The sequence below is a fragment of the Lelliottia sp. WB101 genome (assembly GCF_003051885.1).
In the GTDB taxonomy this organism is placed as follows: domain Bacteria; phylum Pseudomonadota; class Gammaproteobacteria; order Enterobacterales; family Enterobacteriaceae; genus Enterobacter; species Enterobacter nimipressuralis.
Genome location: NZ_CP028520.1, coordinates 3,486,992 through 3,509,801, shown reverse-complemented (window position 1 = coordinate 3,509,801; position 22,810 = coordinate 3,486,992). Strand labels below are relative to the sequence as shown.

The window sequence follows — 22,810 nt, the reverse complement described above, 5'->3', positions numbered from 1 at the left end:
CTGGCCTGGCCCTCCGCCAGGCCTTACTCCTCACTGAATGGCAGGCGACGACGCGCGCGCGACGCGCGTTGGGTGATCGCTTTCGCCATCGACTCGCCAATCTCCGCACACACGGTCAGCCCCTGCACAAAGGGCTGATCGTGCATTAGATACGGCAGGGCACCAAAGGCGATGCGCCCGCGCACGCTGTCGGGTGCCAGCAGGGTATAATCCTCACCGACGTCCGGGATCTCATCGCCGTTTTCCTGTAACTGCTGGCGCAGCGTCGGGAACGGCAGATCTTTGGTCTTCAGCGGTTTTTGTCCGCGGGCATCAATAAAGAGATCGAATTCATAACGCTCTCCTTTCGCCTTAATGATCGTCATGTCATCCTGCACATCCCTTTTATAATCCGCGCCGAGCGCCAGCACGCTGATAATGCCGGCCTCGCGCAGCGCCAGCAGCCGACGAATAGACTGGGAGGGAATGGCCGCATAGTTGTCGATAAAAATGCGCGACAGCCCGGCGTCAAAACGCTTGCGGTCTTTATCCGTCAGATGCGGGACGATCTCCTGCACCACTTCATGCATCCGCAGAATGGTGTAGCGCCAGGGCACCGTGCGTTTATCACGTTTGTTGCGCTCGACCTCATCGAGATTGGATTGCGCCCAACTGAAGGGATCGTGTTTGTGGCGCTCGGCAAAATAGGCGTCGTGGAAGGTATCGGCGCTCAGCGCTTCAAGGCCAATAGCGTGGCTCCACTGCGGATCGGCCAGCTCAAGTTCCTGCGTCATCAGGGTGAACACGCGATCGAGCAGCCCCTCAGATCCTGCGGCGAGCGCTTTTTCGATGGCCTGTTCCGTGACGAGGGTGAGCGGCTCGTAGGGGAGAGGACAGTAAAAATCGGCTTCTGGCAGAATGCCCGAGCGCGACATCAGCACGATGTCGAGCGCATCGCTCCCTTCGTCGAGCCTGAATTCCACGGGCTGATTTTCCGGCTCGATAAATTTACCGTGCTGAATGGCGACCGCCATCGCCGCATCTAACCCGCTGAGGGAGGTGCCCATAATGCCAACGCGACAGGCGCGAATAGTGGCTTCCATCAATCCCGACCAGGGGCTGGGGAAGAAAGAGCGCGTTGATTGCTCTTCGTCCGGCCAGACGTGACCGGTGGCGATCACCGCCAGATCGTACGTCGCAGATTCTGCCCGGTTCTCCGCCCAGACGTTGACGCCCTGAGGCGTCACCTCCAGGTCCTTAACCTGGCAGGACTCCTGTACCTTGACGGTAAAACCTCGCTGTTTCGCCTGTGCGATCAGCTGTAAAAACTGGTCGCGATAATACTCGCCCAACAAAATGCGTGGCAGGAACTGGCGGTCATGAAGGGAGGATTTCTGCACACCGTAGCGTGCCAGGTGTTCGCTGCTCTGGGTAAGCAGCCAGTCGAGATAGGTCGAAAAGAGCGGGGGGATTTCGATGCTGGCGATGTTAGCGAGCATCATCCGCGAGTTGTCTTCATCGCTGTAAGGCATGCCAACACCGGCCTCGTCGCCCTGCTCATAAATATCCACGGCCAGTGGCGTCTGATTTTTCAGCAGAGAGAAAAGGGTATAAATGCCAGTGGGGCCGGCACCGATAATCGCAATCTGTTTCATCCATTCTCACCCGTTATTATTGTTTGATTCCTGGAGGGCAACCGGGCACCGACTTCGCCGGGCGTTAACGCCTTTTGCCCGTCTGCCCTCGTCCATTTCTGAGTCATCACCGCTTTTAGTGCCGGATTTCCCGTACATCAAACAGTATATACGCTGTCACTATTTCTATAGCAGAAGCGGGAGCGTCATCAGAAAGCGGTTATCCGTCAGGATCTCGCCAGTGGAATACATTACGTCAGGGGATGAAACAGGATTCGCGCAAAGAAGCAGAGGGTTAAGCGGTGAAAATGTAAAACGGGAAACTTGGTCGAGAGAGAGCCGCAATGCCTGTTATTAACGGGCTAATCAGGGATATTCTGGAATGTTGAAAAGGGAGGTAAAGCTGAAGAGGTGTAACCTGAAATGGTGCGTCCGAGTGGACTCGAACCACCGACCCCCACCATGTCAAGGTGGTGCTCTAACCAACTGAGCTACGGACGCACTGTACAGATTTTTTTGATGGTGCGTCCGAGTGGACTCGAACCACCGACCCCCACCATGTCAAGGTGGTGCTCTAACCAACTGAGCTACGGACGCATCATGTTGTCTGTGACAACGGGGTCGAATATTAGCGACAGTGACGGGATGAGGCAAGAGGGAAAATGCAATTTTCTTCCGTATTTCACGTGATTGCTTCATTCCCGCGCAAAATGAAGAGAAAGTAGCCGCCCGTAGACGGCTAGCGGGTAATTAACGCGCAGCGCGTTGCAAAATCACATTCGATGGCTGACGTTGCAGGAAGCGCATACGCAGCATCATCAGGATAGCGGCGGAGGTTAATCCGATGATAAAGCCCATCCAGAAACCGGCCGGACCCATTCTGTCGACCACCAGATCCGTCAGTGCCAGCACGTAACCGCTTGGCAGCCCGAGCACCCAGTAGGCGGTGAAGGTAATAAAGAAGATCGAACGCGTATCTTTATACCCACGCAGAATACCGCTGCCGATCACCTGAATCGAATCGGAAATCTGATATACCGCCGCCAGCAGCATCAGCTGTGAGGCGAGGATCACCACTTCCGGATTGTCGTTGTAAAGCAGGGCGATCTGCTCGCGCAGCAACACGGTAAAGATGGCGGTACAGGCCGCCATGCACACGCCCACCATCAGGCCGGTATGCGCCGCCGTCTGTGCATCGAGCGTCGAACCCTGCCCCAGACGATAGCCGACGCGGATCGTTACCGCTGCCGCAAGGGACATCGGCAGTACGAACATCAGCGAGCTAAAGTTCAGCGCAATCTGGTGGCCTGCCACGTCGACAATCCCCAGCGGGGAGACCAGCAGGGCGACGACCGCAAACAGCGTCACTTCAAAGAACAGTGCCAGCGCAATAGGCAGACCGAGCTGCACCAGACGTTTCACCACGCTCATATCCGGCTTGCCGAAACCCGGCTCATTGCGGATATCGCGCATTGAGCGCGCGCGTTTGACGTAAGAGAGCATGCTGGTAAACATGACCCAGTACACCGCCGCCGTCGCGACGCCACAGCCCACGCCGCCCAGTTCAGGCATGCCGAAATGACCGTAGATAAAGACATAGTTCACCGGGATGTTTACCAGCAGCCCGATAAAGCCAATCACCATGCCGGGTTTGGTTTTCGCCAGTCCTTCACACTGGTTACGCGCCACCTGGAAGAACAGGTAGCCGGGCGCACCCCACAGCAGGGCACGCAGATAGCCGACGGCTTTATCGGCCAGGGCCGGGTCGATATTGTGCATCGAGCGAATAATATGGCCCGCGTTCCACAGCACAATCATGATCAGAACGGAGACACATCCGGCGAGCCAGAAGCCCTGACGCACCTGATGGGCAATACGATCGCGTCGGCCTGAGCCGTTAAGCTGGGCGATAACCGGCGTAAGGGCCAGCAACAGTCCGTGGCCGAACAGAATAGCCGGAAGCCAGATAGAGGTACCGATAGCAACGGCGGCCATATCGGTGGCGCTGTAACCACCCGCCATAACCGTATCCACAAATCCCATTGCGGTTTGAGCGACCTGCGCGATGATCACCGGTATTGCCAGCGCTAATAACTGACGCGCTTCATTCATGTACTTCTGCACGTGAACACCTTTTGTTTTGTTGTTATTTGAGAGACTAAAAAACCCGCCGAAACTGGCAGCAAGAAGAAAAAACAGGGGGAATGCCAGCTATTGTAGCGGGGTTTCTCTATTTATCTAGTGAAAAAATCGCCAGAAAATGCGCTCCGCTGGCAACCTGTTTTTCCAACTGTTATTGTGTTGCGATTAAACGGTGTCACTACCGTTGGGATAATACAGGAGTGGTAAGCATGTTTACTGGTATCGTGCAGGGCACTGCAAAACTGGTGTCCATAGATGAAAAACCTAATTTCCGTACCCATGTGGTCGAGCTGCCGGAATATATGCTCGACGGTCTGGAGACCGGGGCATCGGTGGCACACAACGGCTGCTGTCTGACAGTGACAGAGATTAACGGCAACCGTATTAGCTTTGATCTGATGAAAGAGACGCTGCGTATTACCAACCTCGGTGAGCTGGTGGTGGGCGACATGGTGAACGTTGAGCGCGCGGCGAAGTTCAGCGATGAGATTGGCGGACATTTAATGTCGGGTCATATTATGACGACCGCCGAGATTTCGAAAATCCTGACTTCAGAAAATAACCGTCAGATCTGGTTTAAGGTACAAGACGCGTCATTAATGAAATACATCCTGTACAAAGGATTTATTGGCGTGGATGGGATTAGTCTGACGGTGGGTGAAGTGACGCCAACCCGTTTCTGCGTGCATTTAATTCCGGAAACGTTGCAGCGCACGACGCTCGGGGCGAAAAAACTCGGCCATCGCATTAATATCGAAATTGATCCCCAGACCCAGGCGGTAGTGGATACCGTAGAACGGGTGCTGGCGGCGAAAGAATTAGCAAGTAAACTGACGTCGGAAGACGAATAAAATAAACCCCGGATATCCGGGGTTTATTTTTTTATCGCGCGACCCGCAAACCATGCTCGACGCCACGACTGAACACGACCTGCCAGAGCTGAATATCCCGGGCACGAAATGCGCCCGCACAGGCATTCAGGTAATATACGAACATCCGCTTGAAGCGTTCAGAATAGTTCTCCGCAATTTCCGGCCATGACGCCAGAAAACGTTCGTGCCAGGCCATCAGTGTCGTATCGTAGTCGGCACCGAAATTGTGCCAGTCTTCGACAATAAAGTGCGACTCACTGGCATCGGCTATCTGGCGAACCGAAGGTAAACAGCCATTCGGGAAGATATATTTATTGATCCAGGGATCGACCGAATGATCGGTCTTTTTGGAACCGATGGTGTGTAGCAGGAAAAGACCTTCCGGTTTCAGGTTGCGATCGGCAACCGTGAAATAGGTGTTGTAATTTTTGGGCCCAACGTGCTCGAACATTCCCACGGAGACGATACGATCGAACTGATCGTCCAGATCGCGATAATCCTGCAGCAGAATGGTCACATCCAGCCCCGCGCAGCGTTCTTGCGCCAGTTTCTGCTGTTCAGCCGAAATGGTCACGCCCACGACGCTCACGCCGTAGTGTTTCGCCATGTACCAGGCAAGCCCACCCCAGCCGCAGCCGATATCCAGCACCCGCATACCGGGCTGAAGCTGCAGTTTTTCGCAGATTAAACGCAGTTTCGCCTGCTGTGCATCTTCGAGCGTGGTGGCCTCTTTCCAGTAGGCACAGGAATATTGCATCAATGGGTCAAGCATGCGGCTGAAAAGATCGTTGCCAAGATCGTAATGCTCTTTCCCGACAATCCATGCCCGTTTTTTACTTTGCAGATTCAGCAACCGTGCAGAGGCAATCCGCAGCGTATCCTTCAGGTGGTGGGGGAGCTGGTTTTCCAGCCCGGCGCGCAGAACGTTATGGAAAAACATATCCAGCCGCTCGCAATCCCACCAGCCGTCCATGTAGCTCTCGCCTAAACCCAGCGAACCTTCCTGCAAGACGCGTTTGAAAAAATCGGGATGCTTTACCTGAATATCTGAAGGAGCAGACCCGTTAATCGCGATGCCCGCCCGACTCAGTAATTCATTGACGATCCGGAACCAGTTATTGTCCCGAACATTGACTTCTTCTATACACGATGAACTCATAGCTTCTCCATCACGTTGTGTGATCAGAACCTTCAAACAGCGTAGCCGCTTTTTATGGTTTGTGAGAAATCCCACGGTTTTTCCGTGAGGCTAATATCCGACGTAGAACAGAGGAAGGGAGATAACCCTTACCGAAAGGCCTTCCATGGTAAAACGGGAGCACTCCGGCTCCCGTTAACACATAATATTTATCGTATTTATATGAACCAAATTTAGTATAGGCCGCAAAAAAGAGCGATTCAACTGAAAGTTGTTAGCAGCCTAATGACTGAAATGTAACATAATTGCTCGCGCGATTACGCCTGCGACGATTTCGCCTCGGCGGTGTCCTCCGCCAGCGTCTTCACCGACGCCTGCATGCGATAACCCAGCGCGGCGAGAACCACGGTAGCCAGCATCACGCTGGTCGTGGTCATCAGCGGCGTAGCGATTAACGCAGAGACAATCAGGCTTGCGAGGAAGCACAGACCGAGCTGCAGGGTGTTTTGCAGCGCCGCCGCACGGCCCGTCGCATGAGGGAACGGGCGCAGTGCCTGAGCCACCACAATCGGGTAAATCGCCCCGTTTGCCACGGCCATCACACAGAATGGGATCAGAATTTCAGTCAGCCCGACGTGTGGAATAAAGCCAACCGCCCAGGTACCGATGACGCTCACGGCGAAAAGCACCAGCAGCCATGGCAGCATCTGTTCCCCCCGCCATTTTTGCAGCGCGGCACGGCAGCCGTAGCCCCCCACCAGGAACGCGATGGTCTGTGGAACATAGCTCAGGCCGATCACCGCCGGGCTGTAGCCCATATCATGCAGAATAAACGGCGAACCGGTCAGCCACGCAAAGAAGCTGGCGGAACAGGCGGCGTAGACCAGCACGTTGCCGCGATACGCGCGTGAACGTAGTAGCGACAGGAAAGTGACGCGATTATCGTGGTTTTCAGCCGGTTTCGGCTGAGCAGGTTTCAGCGTGAAGGCCGGTAACATCAGCACCAGCGTGATGATAAACAGGGTGGCGAAAATCGCCTGCCAGTCAAAATGCACCAGGATCCAGCTACCGAGCAGGGGAGCCAGCGCCGGAGAGAGACCGACCAGCGGCATAATGGTGGCAAAAATGCGGTTCACGCGAGACGCGGGATAATAGTCCGTCACTAACGCCTGCCAGGTGACGGCGGCGGCACACACACCGAATGCCTGGATAAATCGCAGCACCAGCAGCCAGGTGGCATCACGCACCCACAGCATTCCCAGGCAGCCGACGGCGAAAATCGCCAGACCGAGGAGCAGAATCGGTTTGCGACCGTAACGGTCAGAGAGCGGGCCCCATAACAGCTGTGCGAAGGCAAAACCGGCGAGGAACAGGCTCAGGCTGGCGCTGATGGCGGCGGCAGGGGTCTGTAAATCGGCCTGCATCGCGGCAAACGCGGGCAGGTACATGTCGGTCGCCAAAAAGCCCAGCACGCTTAAACCGCCGAGCCAGACCAGGAATCCTTTGTTGGGTTGCATTATTTTTTATTTCCTAAAGAGGGCAGGTAATCACTGGCGCAAAGTGTAGGGAGTGCAAACTGCCTTGTGAAACGCTAATATTTGGTGATTGCATTCAAAAATTTTGCAGGCAGAAAATGTGGTCAGAATATTCGTTAGAAGTGGTGGATGCGGTTGCGCGTAACGGCAGCTTTAGTGGTGCGGCCCAGGAACTCCACCGCGTCCCCTCTGCGGTGAGCTATACGGTGCGTCAGCTTGAAGAGTGGCTGGCGGTTCCGCTGTTCGAGCGCCGTCACCGCGACGTAGTTCTGACGCCAGCGGGCGTCTGGTTTTTGAAAGAAGGGCGATCTGTTATCAAAAAAATGATGATCACCCGCGAGCAGTGCCAGCAGATTGCGAACGGCTGGCGCGGGCATCTCGCCATTGCGGTCGATAACATCGTCAAACCCGAACGCACCCGACAGATGGTCGTCGATTTCTATCGCCACTTCTCTGATGTGGAGCTGCGCGTCTCGCAGGAGGTGTTCAACGGCGTGTGGGATGCTCTCTCTGACGGCAGGGTGGAGATGGCGATCGGCGCGACCCAGGCGATCCCGGTGGGGGGTCGCTATGCGTTTCGCGATATGGGTGCCCTGAGCTGGACCTGCGTTGTCGCCCGCGATCATCCTCTGGCCGCCATTGCAGGCCCGTTGAGCGATGATACGTTGCGCAACTGGCCGTCGCTGGTGCTGGAAGATACCTCACGATCGCTGCCAAAACGGATTACCTGGTTACTTGATAACCAGCGGCGTGTGGTCGCCCCGGACTGGGAGACGTCGGCGACCTGTCTTTCTGCGGGGCTGTGCGTGGGAATGGTGCCGGTGCATTTTGCACGTCCACGCATTGATCGCGGTGAGTGGGTAGCACTGACGCTGGAAAACCCGTTCCCGGATGCGGCTTGTTGCCTGACGTGGCAGCAAAACGATATGTCACCGGCGCTGGCGTGGCTGCTGGATTATCTGGGGGATAGCGAAACGCTGAACAGGGAGTGGCTGAGGGAGCCGGAATAACCGGCCCCTCGGGGAGATCAACGGCGGTAGTCGCGGAACGGACCGTCGGCCACGGAGCGGCGTTCAATCAGACGTGGGTGGACTTCTATCGACTGCGACTCTTCACGCTTGCTGACGATGCGGTCCAACAGCATATTGAACGCCGTTTCGCCCAGCGAGTCTTTCGGCTGGTGAATGGTCGTTAGCGCCGGAGTGAAGTAGCGAGCGTTGCGCACGTTATCGTACCCGATCACGGAAATGTCCTGCGGCACGCGCAACCCCAGCTCATCGGCTGCGCAAAGGGCGCCCATCGCCATAATGTCACCCCCGATAAAGACCGCGGTAGGGCGGTGCGACTGGGAGACGATCTGCTGCATCGCGCGGTAGCCGGATTCCGGCTCGAAGTCGCCCTGCACGATCCAGTTTTCTGGCACCGTAATCAGCGCTTCTTCCATCGCTTTCATGAACCCTGCCAGACGGCCTGCGCCGGTGTTGCGCTCCAGCGGACCCGGAATGACGCCGATTTCGCGGTGACCACGCTCAATCAGGTAGCGACCTGCCATGTAGCCGCCTTCAAAGGCATTATCGTTGACGGAATCGGTAAAATCAGCGCGGGTATCACCCCAGTCCATTACCACCATCGGAATGTGGCGATACTCTTCAAGCATGGAGAGTACGGACTCCGGGTATTCGGAACACATCACCAGCAGGCCATCAACGCGCTTTTGCGCCATCATCGACAGGTAAGCGCGCTGTTTCTCCTGGCTGTTCCAGGCGTTACCGAGAATCAGGGTGTAGCCCTTCTGGAAACAGTTTTTCTCAACCGCTTCGATGATCTCGGCAAAATAGGCGGCTTCGCTGCTGGTCGCCAGCAGGCCGATCGATTTAGTGTGGTTCACCTTCAGGCTACGCGCCACGGCACTTGGGGAGTAGTGCAGCTCTTTGATGGCGGCCCATACGGCGTTGCGCGTCTCTTCCGCAACGAAACGCGTTTTGTTAATTACATGTGATACGGTTGTAGTGGAAACGTTTGCGCGTTTCGCCACATCTTTGATTGTTGCCATTACATGTCACTCCAGACCATATCTTAAACTCCTGAAATACTTAAAGGTAAACGTTTGCCTTCTCTCACCCTTATCTCGCAATGTGAATTGCGATACGCCGGGAAAACGACTCAGAACGTCAGGAGGGGGTCAGTGGCCGGTACGCTTATAAATTTAGCGTGGAATTTTGTCTTATCTTGATGAAAAGGGGAAGAGCAAAAACGTTTATCAGCCTAAATCCAGGAAGATTTTTGGGGTAAACTGTGTAAAAATGAGCAAGCTCACTTTTCGTGGGGTGATTAAAAGGAGAAAAATTGATGAGTACCGATCTGAAGTTTTCGCTGACGACAACCATTATTGTTCTGGCTCTGATTGTCGCTGCGGGTCTGACCGCTGCGCTGCACTGATTTAAGCGGGGGAGAGTTCTCTCCCTCGTCTCCTGCCCGTTCCCTGATTGTTACCCGCAGGGCAAAAATCTTTTGCTAATTTGTTAACTTCTCATTTTTTGTGATTGATGTCATGCTTTTGACATCTTAGTCCCGTGTCGCGCGACGACACGGCATCCGGAGTTAATCAATGAAAATCAATTTTCCCCTGCTGGCCCTGGCGATTGGCGCTTTTGGCATCGGCACCACCGAGTTTTCCCCGATGGGGCTGTTGCCGGTTATCGCCAAAGGGGTAGATGTCTCTATTCCGGCCGCAGGCATGCTGATCAGCGCCTACGCCATTGGCGTGATGATTGGCGCGCCGCTCATGACGCTACTGTTGTCGCATCGTGCCCGTCGCAATGCGCTGATCTTCCTGATGGCGATTTTTACCCTCGGTAACGTGCTCTCGGCGCTGTCACCGGATTACACCACGCTGCTGCTGTCACGCATTCTGACCAGCCTGAACCACGGCGCGTTCTTTGGCTTAGGCTCAGTGGTGGCGGCGAGCGTGGTGCCAAAACACAAGCAGGCCAGCGCGGTGGCAACCATGTTTATGGGGCTAACCATCGCCAATATTGGCGGTGTACCGGCGGCGACCTGGCTTGGTGAAGTCATTGGCTGGCGGATGTCGTTTATGGCAACCGCAGGGCTGGGCGTAGTGGCGATGATTGCACTGTTCTTCTCCCTTCCGAAAGGCCAAGCGGGCGAGCGCCCGGACGTGCGTAAAGAGCTGTCGGTGCTGGTTCGTCCACAGGTGCTCTCCGCTCTGTTAACCACGGTGCTCGGGGCGGGCGCGATGTTTACGCTCTACACCTACATTTCACCGGTTCTGCACGATATCACCCACGCCACACCGCTGTTCGTGACGGCGATGCTGGTGTTGATTGGCGTCGGTTTCTCCCTGGGCAACTATCTCGGCGGTAAACTGGCGGATCGTTCGGTCACCGGGACGCTGAAAGGCTTCTTAACGCTGCTGATTGTGATTATGCTCGCGATTCCCTGGCTTGCGCGCAACGAGTTTGGGGCGGCCATCGCGATGGTGGTGTGGGGCGCTGCAACCTTTGCCGTGGTTCCGCCATTGCAGATGCGCGTCATGCGTGTGGCGCACGAAGCGCCAGGCCTGTCTTCTTCCGTGAATATCGGGGCGTTTAATCTCGGAAATGCGCTGGGTGCGGCAGCGGGTGGGGCGGTGATTTCAGGCGGGCTGGGATACGCTTTTGTACCGGTGATGGGGGCGATTATTGCGGCGCTCGGCCTGCTGCTGGTCCTGACATCGGGCCGTAAACAGCCGGAACCTGTTCGCGTCACAGAGTAATCAAAAAACGCAGAAGGGCTGCCCCTTCTGCGTCTCATTTATGCCGCGAAGTTCTTCGCCACAAATTCCCAGTTAACCAGCGCCCAGAAGTGCTCAAGGTAGTTCGGGCGAGCGTTACGGTAGTCGATATAATACGCGTGTTCCCACACATCAACGGTCATCAGCGGTTTCGCGCTGGTGGTCAGCGGCGTTCCCGCGTTTGACGTTGAGACGATAGCCAGTTTGCCGTCGGCCTCTTTGACCAGCCACGTCCAGCCAGAGCCGAAGTTCTTAATTGCTGCGTCAGTAAACTTCGCTTTGAAATCTGCAAAGCTGCCGAATGCGGCGTTAATGGCAGCCGCCAGTTCACCGGTTGGTTCGCCACCGGCGTTCGGTGCCAGGCAGTGCCAGTAGAACGTGTGGTTCCAGACCTGAGCGGCGTTGTTGAACACACCGCCGTCAGAACTGCGCACAATCTCTTCCAGCGTTTTACCTTCAAACGCAGTGCCCTTAACCAGATTGTTCAGGTTAGTGACATAGGTCTGATGGTGTTTGCCGTAGTGGTATTCCAGGGTTTCCGCCGAAATGTGCGGAGCCAGGGCGTCTTTTGCATACGGTAATGCAGGTAATTCGAACGACATTGCTTCTCTCCTTATTATAGTGTTGCACTGCAATAACCCTATTGAGTGCAAGGATAGAGTAGCAAATTGAAAGGGTATGCAAAAGAGGAACTTACCCTGCCGACGGTGCGGCAGGGCAGGGATTAGCGAATGGTTTTCGGGGTCATTACGCGGCGGGCGCCAACGTAATGGCGAACCCAGTAATCTTCGCTCAGGGAGGTGATTTGGATATCCTGCCCGCTGCGAGGCGACTGGATAAACTTGCCGTTGCCAACGTAAACGCCAACGTGATCGGCGGTGCCGCGACCTTGCGTGCGGAAGAAGACCAGATCTCCGCTCTCCAGCTCACCGCGATTCACGGCTGCCGCATCACGCAGGTGATACATCTCATTCGCCGTACGCGGGATGCGGAACTTCACCAGATCTTTATAGGCGTAATAGACCAGACCACTGCAGTCGAAACCGGTGCGCGGGGAGGTGCCGCCCCAATGATAGGGTTTGCCAATCTGCCCCATCAGCTTATTCATCGCGGTTTTCTGCGCTTTCTGTACGCGCACTTTATGCACCTCAGAGAGCTTCGCAGTTTTGCCCACTTTCACGCAGTTCGTTTTGTGGCCTTTCCGGACGGTGCATTTTTCCGGAGCCACTTTTGCAACTTTTGCGGCAGTGCGGGTGGGTTTGCTGCGGGTTTTACTGGTGAGGGCCTTACTGGAGGAGGACTGCTTTCGTGCGGTAGTGGTTTTTTTCTTTTCGCTTTTACGGGTGCTGGTAGGTGTTTTTTTCTTACGTTCTGTGGTTTTCGCCAGATGTGACTTCTGCACGGCAGAGTGCCGCGCCTGCTCCGAGGCGTTAGCCGCTGGCGTGAAAACGAGTGATGTAAACAGTAAAGCACAGAGCGTGATCGAGATTTTTGTTATCCGCGCCACTGAGCATTCCCCTGAATTAGATGTGGGTCATCAATAGTACCCACGTATGATTTACAAAGCCCGTCGATTCTAATCTAAAAATCTGCGAGATGTTAATAGCATTTATCGGTCTAAAAGTCTGTTTCGTTAGCGAGTGCAAAAAAAAAAGTCAGATTGTTGCCGCGTTGTTCACTCCCTGAACAAAACCACACCGGGTGAGGGGGTAAGCTATCTTTGGAATGCAACTTTAGCCGACAACCGTTAAGATATAAGCAGGTGACGAAAATGTTATTTTCCGATGTCTCTCTGACCCGCTACAATGTCAGACGATCGCCGTAACAGAAGTTAAAGGAAGCAAGACATGAGCACGACTATTGAAAAAATCCAGCGCCAGATCGCTGAAAACCCGATTCTGCTGTACATGAAAGGTTCACCGAAGCTGCCAAACTGCGGTTTCTCTGCACAAGCCGTGCAGGCGCTGTCTGCCTGTGGCGAGCGTTTTGCTTACGTTGATATTCTGCAGAATCCGGACATCCGCGCTGAGCTGCCGAAATACGCTAACTGGCCAACCTTCCCGCAGCTGTGGGTTGATGGTGAGCTGGTCGGCGGTTGCGACATTCTGATCGAAATGTATCAGCGTGGCGAACTGCAGCAGCTGATCAAAGAAACCGCTGCTAAGTACAAAACCGAAGAGCCAGACGCAGAATAAGTTCTTTTGCATCAGGCAAAAAAAAGCGACCTTTCGGTCGCTTTTTTTATTCTTCGCTGTCACCCATCGGCAGTGGCCAGCCACCCAGACGCTTCCAGCGGTTCACAATCTCACAGAACAGTTCTGATGTGCGCTCAGTGTCGTAAAGCGCCGAGTGCGCCTGAGTACCGTCGAAATCGATGCCCGCAGTAATACAGGCTTTGGAGAGCACGGTCTGGCCCAGTGCCAGCCCGCTCAGCGCGGCGGTATCGAAGGTCACGAACGGATGGAACGGGTTACGCTTGAGCGACGCGCGCTCGGCGGCGGCCATCATAAAGCTGTGATCGAACGTGGCGTTGTGCGCCACCATGATCGCGCGATTGCAATTGCTGTCCTTCATGCCTTTGCGCACCATTTTAAAAATGGCATGCAGGGCGTCATATTCACTCACCGCGCCACGCAGTGGGTTCGTAGGATCAATGCCGTTAAAGGCCAGCGCTTCTGGCTGCAGGTTCGCGCCTTCGAAAGGTTCAACATGGAAATGCAGCGTGGTGTCCGGTGTAAGCCAGCCCTGTTCATCCATTTTCAGCGTAATGGCTGCAATCTCAAGCAGCGCATCGGTTTTAGCGTTAAATCCGGCTGTTTCTACGTCAATCACAACAGGATAAAAACCACGAAAACGGTCGCACAGACCGGTAAGTTGAGCGTTATCGGACATCAGGGTCTCTTACAAGGGAAAAAAGCAGTGCGTATTATGACAAATTTTGCGAGGCGATGCAGTAAAACAACGGGCGCAGAACGCGCCCGGAGGGATCAATTGCCCAGACCGCGACCGGCGTCTTTGGCTTCAATCAGTTCGATTTTGTAACCGTCAGGATCTTCCACGAAGGCAATCACGGTGGTGCCGCCTTTGACCGGACCCGCTTCGCGCGTCACGTTGCCGCCGTTGCTGCGAATGCGCTCGCACGCTTCTGCCGCGTTATCCACTTCCAGCGCGATGTGGCCGTAAGCGGTGCCCAGCTCGTAGCTATCGACATCCCAGTTGTAGGTCAGCTCGATTACTGCTTCGTCGCTTTCCGGGCCGTAACCGACGAACGCCAGGGAATATTTGTATTCCGGGTTTTCGCTGGTGCGCAGCAGCTGCATGCCCAGTACGTTAGTGTAGAAATCGATAGAACGTTGCAGGTTACCAACGCGCAGCATGGTATGAAGTAGGCGCATATTTTCCTCTTGACCAACTCAATGGCTTATCTTTTTGAACAGAAACGATGTTTTAGTATAGCGGCGAATCATCGCCGCTATCAATGGACAACCGAGGAATTACAGGGAAGGGTAGTCGGTATAGCCTTCAGCGCCGCCGCCATAGAAGCTTTCTGGACGCTGTGGGTTCAGCTCGGCTTTACGCTGCAGACGTGCCACCAGGTCCGGGTTGGCGATGTAATCGCGACCAAAGGCCACGGCGTCGATCAGACCTTTGCCAATCAGATCTTCCGCTTTCTCTGGGGTGTACGCACCCGCACCGATGATGACACCCTGGAAGCGCGCACGCACTTTCTCACGGAATGCCTCAGAGTACGGCTGACCGCCCGCCCAGTCCGGCTCGGACATGTGCAGATACGCGATGCCGCGTTTCGCCAGCTCTTCGATCAAATACAGCGCGTCGGCTTCTTCGTTCGGGCCGTTGTCCACGTTCTGGAACGATCCAATTGGCGAAACGCGGATACCGATACGGTCCGGGCTCCACTCCTGGCACACCGCATCCACCACTTCCAGCACCAGACGGGCGCGGTTTTCCACGCTGCCGCCGTACTGATCGGTACGCTGGTTAGAAGACGGGGAGAGGAACTGGTGCAGCAGGTAACCGTGCGCAGAGTGCAGCTCGACCAGGTCGAAACCGGCTTCACGTGCATTCGCCACCGCCTGGCGGAAATCATTGACGATGCCTGGGATCTCATCGAGTTCCAGCGCGCGTGGGGTAGAGGTATCCACGCGAATGGCATGGCCGTTTTCGTCACGCAGCGAGGTGCGGGTTCCGGCGTTCAGGGCAGACGCGGAAACCGGTGCCTGGCCGCCAGGCTGGATGCTGTTGTGGGAGATACGGCCCGTATGCCACAGCTGGACCGCGATGCGACCATCATCGGCATGAACACCGGCGGTGATTTTTTTCCATGCTGCGATCTGCTCTGGGCTGTGCAGGCCCGGTGCGCCCGCATAACCTTTCGCCTGAGCGGAGATCTGGGTCGCTTCGGAAATGATCAGGCCGGAGCTGGCGCGCTGGCGATAGTATTCACCCATCAGCGGCGTTGGGATATCGCCCGGCTCAATGCTGCGCAGACGGGTGAGAGGGGCCATTAATACGCGATTGGGTGCGGTAACCGCACCGATTTTCAGTGGGGTAAATAATTTTTCAGTTGACATCATGACTCCTGAGTAGACCGGTCGACTAGTAGATGAATAAATAAAAACGCCTGTTAAACGCCAGGCGTCGTAATACTGTTCTTCACATGCGCCAGCGCGCTTTCAAGCGGCACGGCGCTGCGGGAAATTTTGGCCTGCAAATTTGCGCCTAACCACAGCGCGTACAACACCTGGGCCTGCGTTAAAGGATCGCCGCTAAAGTTTAGCGTTTTTTCAGCGCGACCTTTTTCCAGCGCCTGAGCCAGCAGGGCGATAACGCCGCTGGCCCCTTTGTCCATCGCGGTGCGCATATCTTCTGACAGATCGCACACTTCGGCGGACAATTTAACGGTCAGGCAACCGCTGATAATGCCCTGCTGACAGAACTGGTTCAGCGTTTCCTGATAGTAGTTGAGCACTCGATCACGGTAGCACCCTTCGCCGCTGGCAAAATGGGCGGCGAGACGCTGGTGGTAACTGGCATAGTGCCGCTCCAGCATCGCCACGCCAAACGCTTCTTTGGAGCGGAAGTAGTGATAAAACGAACCCTTTGGCACCTCAGCGGTTTTTAACAACTCGCTCAGCCCCATTCCGGTAAACCCGCGGTGCATACAGAGACGCTCGCCGGTGGCCAGAAGATGTTCGCGTGTATCGTGTTCAGTATTTTTGCTCATGGCGCTCACTGTAATAGACCAATCGGTCTAATGCAAGTATCACGATTTTCGACAGGTACTGATGAGATCCATCTGCGGATGATAAACCGCTGATTTTATGTTCATCATCCCGAGCACGGTCGAGTACAAATTATCCTGAGACACCTCTGTTTTCGCCGCCCGATCGCGTAAGCACGGCTCGTTGATACTGTAGTTGTTCACGTAATCCGGCGAGAGCCAGAACATAAACGGAATATGCGTCTGCTGTGTCGGCGCCAGCATGTACGGCGTGCCGTGCAGATACAGCCCGTTTTCGCCGAGCGATTCGCCGTGATCGGAGAGATAAATCAGCGCGGTGTTCATCGTCGTCTGACGCGCTTTCAGTGCATCAATGGTTTTACTGACCACGCTATCCGTATAGAGGATGGTGTTGTCGTAGGTATTCATCAGCGCCTGATGATCGCAGTCCTGGATCTGGTTGGTGTCGCAGGTCGGGGTAAACTGGCGATACGCTTTTGGATAGCGCTGGTAATAGGCCGGGCCGTGGCTACCCATCAGGTGGATCACCAGAACCGAGTCCTGCTTCAGGCCGTCGAGCACGTTGTCCAGACGGTGCAGGTTGACGTCATCAATACAGGATTTATCTTTGCAGAACTGATCCAGTTTCCACTGGGTCATATCCGTGTGCGGAATACGATCGCAGGCGCCCTTACAGCCGCCATCGTTTTCACGCCACAGCAGATTAATGCCAGCGTGCGCCAGCACATCCAGTAAACCTTCCTGATGACGCGCCAGATCGGCATCATATTTTTTGCGCGGCATACCGGAGAACATGCACGGCACTGAAACCGCCGTTTCTGTTCCGCACGATGACGCCTGTGGGAAGTTAATCATGTTCTCTTTTTTGAGCTGCGGGTTGGTGTCGCGCCCGTAACCGTTGAGAGAGTAATTTTCCGCGCGAGAGGCTTCGCCAATCACCAGCACCAGCACCGTTTTTTTCTTCTGCGCCAGAATGACTGGCCCTTTCTGGGCGTCCTGGCCGATGCGTACCAGCGTTTGATCGCCTGCAAACCAGCGGTTTTTGCTGTATTTGGCGATAGCGCTGACGTAGTTAGCAGGCGTCACCATTTTGACGATGCTTTTGTTATTGCGAAACAGCGAGGCGTAATCCTTATAGAAGACCGAGGCCACCAGAATAATTACCATCAGGGCACCCAGAATGGCCGCGACGCGCGTAAGCAGCGTGTACCACCATTTCCCGGAACGAATACGAATAAACAGCAGTGCAATGGAGGGAATTAACCCGATCGCCGCGATCCACAGCAGCATTTGCGGCGTGACCAGCGCGGTGGCTTCCTGCGAGTTGGTCTCGAAAATATTCACCATCATGTTCTGATCGATGACAGCGCCATAGGTGAACATAAAGTACGTGGCCCCGGCACAGCCCAGGGTCAACAGAATCATTAGCGGTTTACGGATAAAGGGGATATTAAGCAGGCTGAAAATAATCACCCAGCCACAAAACAGAACCAGCGGCACGGACGCCGCAAACAGGAAGTCATGCAGATGCGACGGGGCAATAATCTGCCAGCTGCGCTGAATAAACAGGGCATTGAGGAGAGTAAAGAACAGGGCGCAGCCGAGGGTAAATTTAATATCGTTACACTGTAACTTTTTCGCGGACCACATCATAAAGAAACCATTTGTTATATTGATGAGGCGAGTATAGGGAGCGAAGATTAGAGAAACCTTAATGACACATTTCTGTGCTAAAGCCCTTGCAGGCACGGCGTTTAGCGTCTTCACTGAAGGTGTTAAGTGATTTCGGGAGGTGTGTGTGGCAGAGCAACTGGAGTTTTTCCCCATCCAGAGCCCGTGCCGGGGAATTTGTCAGTCGGATGAACGCGGTTTTTGCCGGGGCTGTATGCGCAGCCGCGACGAGCGTTTTAACTGGCAAAAGATGAGCGACGCGGAAAAACAGGACGTCATACGCCTGTGCCGACAGCGTCTATTGCGCAAATTACGCGCAAACAAACCGACCGATACGGAAGAACCTCAGCAGCCTTCACTTTTTTAGCGGCGGAAATGCGTATACTCATGACATCACTTCCTTGAGGAAATTGTTATGGTTCAGCGTATTGCCCTTGCCCCGCAGGGCCCAGAGTTTTCGCGTTTTGTCATGGGTTACTGGCGTCTGATGGACTGGAATATGTCCCCGCGCCAGCTGGTCAGTTTCATTGAGGAACATCTCGACCTCGGGATTACCACTGTCGATCACGCCGATATCTACGGCGGCTATCTGTGCGAAGCGGCGTTCGGTGAGGCCATGAAACTTGCGCCACACCTGCGTGAGCGCATGGAGATTGTCACCAAATGCGGTATTGCCACCACCGCGCGCGCCGAAAATGCCCTGGGGCATTACATCACCGACAGCGATCACATCATCAAAAGCGCCGAGCAGTCGCTGGTCAATCTGGCCACCGACCATCTGGATTTGCTGCTGATTCACCGTCCCGATCCCCTGATGGATGCGGACGACGTGGCGCAGGCGTTCCTGTCGCTGCATCAGAGCGGGAAAGTGCGCCACTTCGGCGTGTCGAACTTCACACCGGCGCAGTTCGCGCTGCTCCAGTCCCGTCTGCCGTTTACGCTCGCGACCAACCAGGTGGAAATCTCCCCGGTTCACCAGCCGCTGCTGCTCGACGGAACTCTCGATCAGCTGCAACAGCTGCGCATTCGTCCGATGGCCTGGTCCTGCCTTGGCGGTGGTCGTCTGTTCAACGACGAGGCCTTCCAGCCGCTGCGAGATGAACTGGAAACCGTGGCCCGCGAGCTAAACGCCGAGAGCATTGAGCAAGTCGTTTATGCGTGGATCCTGCGCCTGCCGTCGCAGCCGCTGCCGATTATTGGCTCCGGCAAAATCGAGCGTGTGCGCTCGGCGATTGCGGCAGAAGAGCTGCAAATGACGCGCCAGCAGTGGTTCCGCATCCGCAAGGCCGCGCTGGGCTACGACGTACCTTAACTGCGCATTAGCCTGACTTTCCGGTGAAAATGTTGCCCCTGGTCTAAACTTTAGGGGCAAATTAAACCCGAGGAGGTCATATGAAGCGTTTTGCTCTGGCAGTCGTGACGCTGGTTGTGTGCGCAGGTGCGCAGGCAGCCAGCGAAACCGTCGACATGAATCTCGTTACCTCACAAGGGATCGGCCAGTCCATCGGGACGGTGACGATTTCTGAAACCGACAAAGGGCTGAAATTTGCGCCCGATCTCAAAGCACTTCCTCCTGGTGAACATGGTTTTCACGTTCACGCTAAAGGCAGCTGTCAGCCTGCACTGAAAGAGGGTAAAGCCTCTGCGGCAGAAGCCGCTGGCGGCCATTTTGACCCTCATCAGACGGGCAAACACGAAGGTCCGGAAGGGTTAGGCCACGAGGGCGATCTGCCTGTGCTGGTGGTGAACAACGACGGAATAGCCACCGACCCCGTTGTGGCCCCGCGTCTGAAAAAACTTGATGACATCAAAGGCAAGGCGCTGATGATTCACGTCGGCGGCGATAACATGTCCGATCAGCCTAAACCGCTGGGCGGTGGCGGCGCACGTTACGCCTGCGGCGTGATCTGATCGGTGATTGTCCCTGGCGGCGGGGCCTGTTCCAGCTGCGACAGGGAGCAGTGTAAACGCCAGACAAGAGACGCTAAATCGCGCGCGGCCGGAAGGGGGTGGCGTGCGAGCGTCTCACTGATGCGCTGCAGCTCGGCAAGCGTGACCGCCAGCGGACGTTGCTGCACGCCCCGTTTGCTCATGACATCTCTCAGCAGAGAGATACAGATGTCGCGCACCTGCGACAGCGGATCTGAGCGCGTTTCCCATGCACGCAACTGCCACACTACATGCGAGCAGTTCAGCAGCACCACGCCCCAGCGCAGCAGCCAGCGGCGGGATAATTCGTCCTGACTGTTGTTCAGCTGGCTCACGTGATGATAAACCAGCGACTCGTACTCATTTTCACTCAGATGGGGTTTGCGGCTGAGCTGATCGACAAATCCCGCGCGCAATTCGCGAATGTGGCGTCGGCTTTTGCGCGCATCGGAGCCAGGACGGAGGACCGCAAACGCCAGCCACGCCAGACCAACGCCGAGGATCTTCGCCAGATTATCATTCAGAAAATCGGCGAAATCGTACACCGGTGGATTAGTGACAGAGATAAACGAACCCATAAAGACGATCAGCTGCCCCCACAATCCGGCGAGTTTTGGCATCTGCAATTTCAGCAACTGCATGGTCGTGAGCAGCGGAAACAGGAACAGCAGGAACTGCCACAGATCGGTGACCTGCACCATCAGCCCGAATTTCACTGCGAAACTGAACAGCGAGAGCAGCACCAGCGTGCGCAACAGCAGCGTGAGGGAGTTGAAGGGGGAAGCTGCCACCGAGTAAAGCACGCAGCTGATTGCCGCCAGAGTCAACGCTGCCGAGCCGGATTCCCATTGTGTCGTAATGCTCCATGCGCCCACCAGCATCAGGGCGCAAAAGGTGCGAAATCCGCTCCAGAGCGCTTCGATATTATCCGTATGACGGGTCAGCGCCGGGCTGCCCGGCACCGCGAATTCGGTTATGGGCGTGGCTTCCTCAACGGCTCTGATCCAGCGGCTGCTGCGCAGATATAAACGACAGAAATAGAGCAGCCGCTGCCAGAAGGCGCGATGGCGGTAGTCAAACTCATCCGTCGGGGCGAGAGGGGCAATAATCCGCGCCACCGTAAGGATATCGGTTTGCGGGTTAGCGAGCGCCGCCAGCAGACGGTCGATCACTTCCCGCGTGTTTTCCGGCGGGTTTGGCCAGTTGAGTAACATCCTGCGCAGGCCGGAGAGGGCGCTGGTCATCCTTAGCTGCTGGTGAAGAAGATAGTTCAGCAACGTGTTCTGGCGACGAAAACGGTAATGGCTCCAGAACGCCTGAATACGCAGCAGGTTCATCGTCAGGATCTGCCCGATGACTTTCTCGTGGGCAAGGCGGATCGCGTCGCTGGAGTCAGGCTGCCAGAGTAAACTTGCGTGCTCAAGCAGGCGAGCATGCATGGTTTTCAGGGCGGTGATAAGCGTTGTTCCATCCGAGGTGCTGGGCAGAATCATCATCATCACGCCGCCGCAGAGGATACCGATAATCACTTCGCACACGCGTGCCTGAGCGATATCCCACAGCTCGGTGGTATCCAGAATATTGACTACCGGAAAGGCGATAATCGCCGCTGTATAACCGGCGAGCTGGAACGCGTAGGCCACGTTGTTGGTAAAATGGGCGCAGGCCCAGGTACACAAGCCCAGCCAGCCGGCCATGCTCAGCAAAAAGAGCCAGGGATCGTTGAGCGTGTGCCCGGCGATAATCAGCGCCGCCGTGGCCCCCAGCAGGCTGCCCGCGACGCGCCCGAGGCTTTTACTGATCACCCCTCCGACGGTAGGAAAACTGACCACCGCCGCTGAGGTCATCGCCCAGTAAGGCTCATCCAGATTCAGATAATAAGCCACCGAAAGGGCCAGACACATGGCGATGCCGTTGCGCAGGGCATATCGCCACTGCGCAGGGGTTGCTTTGAACCACGGCATTTTGCGCCAGGAGAAAGCAGAGAGGTCCATCAGCGCGTTCCGATCGAGACGGTGCAGGTTGTGCCGGAGACCAGCGTGATGTCTGCCGGGAGTTTGTCGAACTCCACGCGGACCGGAACGCGCTGGGCGAGGCGCACCCACGGCACGTTAGGTTTGATGTCGGGCACAAGGCCGGAGTCGGTCTCGACACTCTGATCGTAAATGGCGCGACCAATGCTGGAGACGTGACCCTGTAACCGGGTGGAGCCGCTGTAAAGCGTGATCTGCGCCGGTGCGCCTTCCTGGATATGACGAAGCTTTGTCTCTTCGAAATAACCGACAACGTAGAACGAGTGGCTGTCTACCAGCGCAAAGACCGGCTGCCCCTGAGTGGCGTAGTTCCCCTCGCGGGTGGAAAGATTGGTTACCCATCCGTCAACGGGCGCTTTAACGACCGTTTGCGTGAGCTGCCACTGTGCTTGTTTCAGCGTGGCTTCTGCCACCTCAGCGCTGGCCTTCATGGCTTTGACGTTGATATTCGCGGTATCAAGATCTTCAGCAGAGATAAAGTTTTGCGGCAGGTGGCGGCGGCGATTGGCTTCATTGTTGGCTTTCGCCAGGTCGGACTGTGCTTTTGCCAGCTGCGCCTGGGCGTTCAGTACTGCGATATGAAACGGTGTCTCATCGATGCGAAAGAGCACGTCTCCCGCTTTCACCCGCTGGTTATCCTTAACCAGCAGAGACGTGATGCTCCCGGAGACCTGCGGCGTAATGCTGACCTGCTCGGCGCGGACTTTGCCATCGCGCGTCCACGGCGACTGCATGTAAAAATTCCATAGCCACCAGCCCGCGACCAGTGCCAGAGCCAGAACCAACAGGCTGGAGAAATATTTAAGAGTTTTCAGCGACAT

General features: G+C 55.6%; 22 protein-coding genes and 2 tRNA genes. 8 read left to right on the top strand and 16 right to left on the bottom strand.

All coding sequences use genetic code 11. The annotated features are described in order from the left end of the window. Positions 1 to 23 precede the first annotated feature (23 nt). The 4 genes from DAI21_RS16920 to mdtK all read right to left on the bottom strand — a co-directional run bounded on the left by DAI21_RS16920 (position 24) and on the right by mdtK (position 3,737). A complete protein-coding gene (locus tag DAI21_RS16920) occupies positions 24 to 1,634 on the bottom strand; it encodes an FAD-NAD(P)-binding protein (RefSeq protein ID WP_107703702.1) in 1,611 nt (536 codons plus the stop codon). A gap of 403 nt (positions 1,635 to 2,037) precedes the next feature. Next, positions 2,038 to 2,114, bottom strand: a tRNA-Val gene (locus tag DAI21_RS16915). Positions 2,115 to 2,133: 19 nt separating this feature from the next. Next, positions 2,134 to 2,210 (bottom strand) — tRNA-Val (locus DAI21_RS16910). Between the two features lie 153 nt (positions 2,211 to 2,363). Then, positions 2,364 to 3,737, bottom strand: a complete 1,374-nt coding sequence (gene mdtK / locus DAI21_RS16905) for an MdtK family multidrug efflux MATE transporter (RefSeq protein ID WP_107703701.1) — start codon at positions 3,735 to 3,737, stop codon at positions 2,364 to 2,366. A gap of 227 nt (positions 3,738 to 3,964) precedes the next feature. On the opposite strand from mdtK, the gene DAI21_RS16900 reads away from it, so the two are divergent. Beyond that, on the top strand, positions 3,965 to 4,606 hold the full coding sequence (locus tag DAI21_RS16900) for a riboflavin synthase subunit alpha (RefSeq protein ID WP_100780416.1): 642 nt from the start codon (positions 3,965 to 3,967) through the stop codon (positions 4,604 to 4,606). 31 nt (positions 4,607 to 4,637) lie between these two features. Here the strand turns inward: DAI21_RS16900 and cfa are convergent, their stop codons facing one another. Continuing rightward, positions 4,638 to 5,786, bottom strand: coding sequence for a cyclopropane fatty acyl phospholipid synthase (cfa, locus tag DAI21_RS16895; protein WP_107703700.1), 1,149 nt, complete (start codon positions 5,784 to 5,786; stop codon positions 4,638 to 4,640). A gap of 296 nt (positions 5,787 to 6,082) precedes the next feature. After that, a complete protein-coding gene (gene punC / locus DAI21_RS16890) occupies positions 6,083 to 7,282 on the bottom strand; it encodes a purine nucleoside transporter PunC (protein ID WP_107703699.1) in 1,200 nt (399 codons plus the stop codon). Positions 7,283 to 7,398: 116 nt separating this feature from the next. On the opposite strand from punC, the gene punR reads away from it, so the two are divergent. Continuing rightward, complete coding sequence (punR, locus tag DAI21_RS16885; RefSeq protein WP_100780413.1) at positions 7,399 to 8,310, top strand: DNA-binding transcriptional activator PunR; 912 nt, start codon at positions 7,399 to 7,401, stop codon at positions 8,308 to 8,310. Positions 8,311 to 8,327: 17 nt separating this feature from the next. Here punR and purR read toward each other — a convergent pair whose 3' ends face one another. Continuing rightward, positions 8,328 to 9,353, bottom strand: coding sequence for an HTH-type transcriptional repressor PurR (purR, locus tag DAI21_RS16880; protein ID WP_100780412.1), 1,026 nt, complete (start codon positions 9,351 to 9,353; stop codon positions 8,328 to 8,330). Positions 9,354 to 9,649: 296 nt separating this feature from the next. Between purR and DAI21_RS16875 the strand changes: the two genes are divergently transcribed. Both DAI21_RS16875 and DAI21_RS16870 read left to right on the top strand, forming a co-directional pair. Beyond that, the gene (locus DAI21_RS16875; RefSeq protein WP_100780411.1) at positions 9,650 to 9,739 is read left to right on the top strand and encodes a YnhF family membrane protein; all 90 of its coding nucleotides are present in this window, start codon (positions 9,650 to 9,652) and stop codon (positions 9,737 to 9,739) included. A gap of 169 nt (positions 9,740 to 9,908) precedes the next feature. After that, positions 9,909 to 11,075, top strand: a complete 1,167-nt coding sequence (locus DAI21_RS16870; RefSeq protein ID WP_107703698.1) for an MFS transporter — start codon at positions 9,909 to 9,911, stop codon at positions 11,073 to 11,075. Positions 11,076 to 11,113: 38 nt separating this feature from the next. Here DAI21_RS16870 and sodB read toward each other — a convergent pair whose 3' ends face one another. After that, positions 11,114 to 11,695 (bottom strand): superoxide dismutase [Fe], encoded by a 582-nt coding sequence (sodB, locus tag DAI21_RS16865; protein ID WP_100780409.1) that lies wholly within the window; start codon positions 11,693 to 11,695, stop codon positions 11,114 to 11,116. Between the two features lie 122 nt (positions 11,696 to 11,817). Next, positions 11,818 to 12,600 (bottom strand): C40 family peptidase, encoded by a 783-nt coding sequence (locus DAI21_RS16860; RefSeq protein ID WP_107703697.1) that lies wholly within the window; start codon positions 12,598 to 12,600, stop codon positions 11,818 to 11,820. Between the two features lie 340 nt (positions 12,601 to 12,940). Between DAI21_RS16860 and grxD the strand changes: the two genes are divergently transcribed. Further along, complete coding sequence (gene grxD, locus DAI21_RS16855) at positions 12,941 to 13,288, top strand: monothiol glutaredoxin 4 (RefSeq protein WP_095281803.1); 348 nt, start codon at positions 12,941 to 12,943, stop codon at positions 13,286 to 13,288. Positions 13,289 to 13,334: 46 nt separating this feature from the next. On the opposite strand, the gene rnt is transcribed toward grxD, so the two are convergent. The 5 genes from rnt to eptA all read right to left on the bottom strand — a co-directional run bounded on the left by rnt (position 13,335) and on the right by eptA (position 18,006). Beyond that, positions 13,335 to 13,985: a ribonuclease T gene (gene rnt / locus DAI21_RS16850; protein ID WP_100780407.1), complete on the bottom strand. Its 651-nt coding sequence runs from the start codon at positions 13,983 to 13,985 to the stop codon at positions 13,335 to 13,337. A 95-nt stretch (positions 13,986 to 14,080) separates the two neighbouring features. After that, entirely contained in the window at positions 14,081 to 14,488 is a 408-nt protein-coding gene (gene gloA / locus DAI21_RS16845) for a lactoylglutathione lyase (RefSeq protein WP_012017189.1), read from the bottom strand. Positions 14,489 to 14,587: 99 nt separating this feature from the next. Beyond that, complete coding sequence (locus tag DAI21_RS16840) at positions 14,588 to 15,685, bottom strand: alkene reductase (protein WP_102103565.1); 1,098 nt, start codon at positions 15,683 to 15,685, stop codon at positions 14,588 to 14,590. A gap of 53 nt (positions 15,686 to 15,738) precedes the next feature. Further along, positions 15,739 to 16,338: a TetR/AcrR family transcriptional regulator gene (locus DAI21_RS16835; protein ID WP_102103566.1), complete on the bottom strand. Its 600-nt coding sequence runs from the start codon at positions 16,336 to 16,338 to the stop codon at positions 15,739 to 15,741. Between the two features lie 39 nt (positions 16,339 to 16,377). Next, positions 16,378 to 18,006, bottom strand: coding sequence for a phosphoethanolamine transferase EptA (gene eptA, locus DAI21_RS16830; RefSeq protein ID WP_107704279.1), 1,629 nt, complete (start codon positions 18,004 to 18,006; stop codon positions 16,378 to 16,380). A 148-nt stretch (positions 18,007 to 18,154) separates the two neighbouring features. Here eptA and DAI21_RS16825 point away from each other — a divergent pair, with 148 nt between their 5' ends. The 3 genes from DAI21_RS16825 (at position 18,155) to sodC (ending at position 19,938) form a co-directional block, all read left to right on the top strand. Then, a complete protein-coding gene (locus DAI21_RS16825; protein WP_100780403.1) occupies positions 18,155 to 18,394 on the top strand; it encodes a DUF1289 domain-containing protein in 240 nt (79 codons plus the stop codon). A 48-nt stretch (positions 18,395 to 18,442) separates the two neighbouring features. Beyond that, complete coding sequence (locus tag DAI21_RS16820) at positions 18,443 to 19,339, top strand: aldo/keto reductase family oxidoreductase (protein WP_100780402.1); 897 nt, start codon at positions 18,443 to 18,445, stop codon at positions 19,337 to 19,339. An 80-nt stretch (positions 19,340 to 19,419) separates the two neighbouring features. Beyond that, on the top strand, positions 19,420 to 19,938 hold the full coding sequence (sodC, locus tag DAI21_RS16815) for a superoxide dismutase [Cu-Zn] SodC (protein WP_100780401.1): 519 nt from the start codon (positions 19,420 to 19,422) through the stop codon (positions 19,936 to 19,938). On the opposite strand, the gene DAI21_RS16810 is transcribed toward sodC, so the two are convergent. Together DAI21_RS16810 and DAI21_RS16805 are read right to left on the bottom strand one after the other, a co-directional pair. Continuing rightward, positions 19,917 to 21,950 carry an FUSC family protein gene (locus DAI21_RS16810; RefSeq protein WP_100780400.1) on the bottom strand — a complete coding sequence of 678 codons (2,034 nt, stop codon included), beginning with the start codon at positions 21,948 to 21,950 and terminating at the stop codon, positions 19,917 to 19,919. The two genes, sodC and DAI21_RS16810, sit on opposite strands and share 22 nt — an antisense overlap. After that, the gene (locus DAI21_RS16805; RefSeq protein ID WP_107703696.1) at positions 21,950 to 22,810 is read right to left on the bottom strand and encodes an HlyD family secretion protein; all 861 of its coding nucleotides are present in this window, start codon (positions 22,808 to 22,810) and stop codon (positions 21,950 to 21,952) included. Before DAI21_RS16805 ends, DAI21_RS16810 begins: the two co-directional genes overlap by 1 nt.

Coding starts and splice junctions, on each gene's coding strand:
- DAI21_RS16840 (WP_102103565.1), bottom strand. CDS start 15,685: ATGTCAACTGAAAAATTATTTACCCCACTGAAAATCGGTGCGGTTACC.
- rnt (WP_100780407.1), bottom strand. CDS start 13,985: ATGTCCGATAACGCTCAACTTACCGGTCTGTGCGACCGTTTTCGTGGT.
- purR (WP_100780412.1), bottom strand. CDS start 9,353: ATGGCAACAATCAAAGATGTGGCGAAACGCGCAAACGTTTCCACTACA.
- DAI21_RS16875 (WP_100780411.1), top strand. CDS start 9,650: ATGAGTACCGATCTGAAGTTTTCGCTGACGACAACCATTATTGTTCTG.
- eptA (WP_107704279.1), bottom strand. CDS start 18,006: ATGTGGTCCGCGAAAAAGTTACAGTGTAACGATATTAAATTTACCCTC.
- punC (WP_107703699.1), bottom strand. CDS start 7,282: ATGCAACCCAACAAAGGATTCCTGGTCTGGCTCGGCGGTTTAAGCGTG.
- grxD (WP_095281803.1), top strand. CDS start 12,941: ATGAGCACGACTATTGAAAAAATCCAGCGCCAGATCGCTGAAAACCCG.
- DAI21_RS16820 (WP_100780402.1), top strand. CDS start 18,443: ATGGTTCAGCGTATTGCCCTTGCCCCGCAGGGCCCAGAGTTTTCGCGT.
- DAI21_RS16920 (WP_107703702.1), bottom strand. CDS start 1,634: ATGAAACAGATTGCGATTATCGGTGCCGGCCCCACTGGCATTTATACC.
- DAI21_RS16900 (WP_100780416.1), top strand. CDS start 3,965: ATGTTTACTGGTATCGTGCAGGGCACTGCAAAACTGGTGTCCATAGAT.
- DAI21_RS16870 (WP_107703698.1), top strand. CDS start 9,909: ATGAAAATCAATTTTCCCCTGCTGGCCCTGGCGATTGGCGCTTTTGGC.
- DAI21_RS16835 (WP_102103566.1), bottom strand. CDS start 16,338: ATGAGCAAAAATACTGAACACGATACACGCGAACATCTTCTGGCCACC.
- sodB (WP_100780409.1), bottom strand. CDS start 11,695: ATGTCGTTCGAATTACCTGCATTACCGTATGCAAAAGACGCCCTGGCT.
- DAI21_RS16805 (WP_107703696.1), bottom strand. CDS start 22,810: ATGTCGCTGAAAACTCTTAAATATTTCTCCAGCCTGTTGGTTCTGGCT.
- punR (WP_100780413.1), top strand. CDS start 7,399: ATGTGGTCAGAATATTCGTTAGAAGTGGTGGATGCGGTTGCGCGTAAC.
- sodC (WP_100780401.1), top strand. CDS start 19,420: ATGAAGCGTTTTGCTCTGGCAGTCGTGACGCTGGTTGTGTGCGCAGGT.
- cfa (WP_107703700.1), bottom strand. CDS start 5,786: ATGAGTTCATCGTGTATAGAAGAAGTCAATGTTCGGGACAATAACTGG.
- gloA (WP_012017189.1), bottom strand. CDS start 14,488: ATGCGCCTACTTCATACCATGCTGCGCGTTGGTAACCTGCAACGTTCT.
- DAI21_RS16810 (WP_100780400.1), bottom strand. CDS start 21,950: ATGGACCTCTCTGCTTTCTCCTGGCGCAAAATGCCGTGGTTCAAAGCA.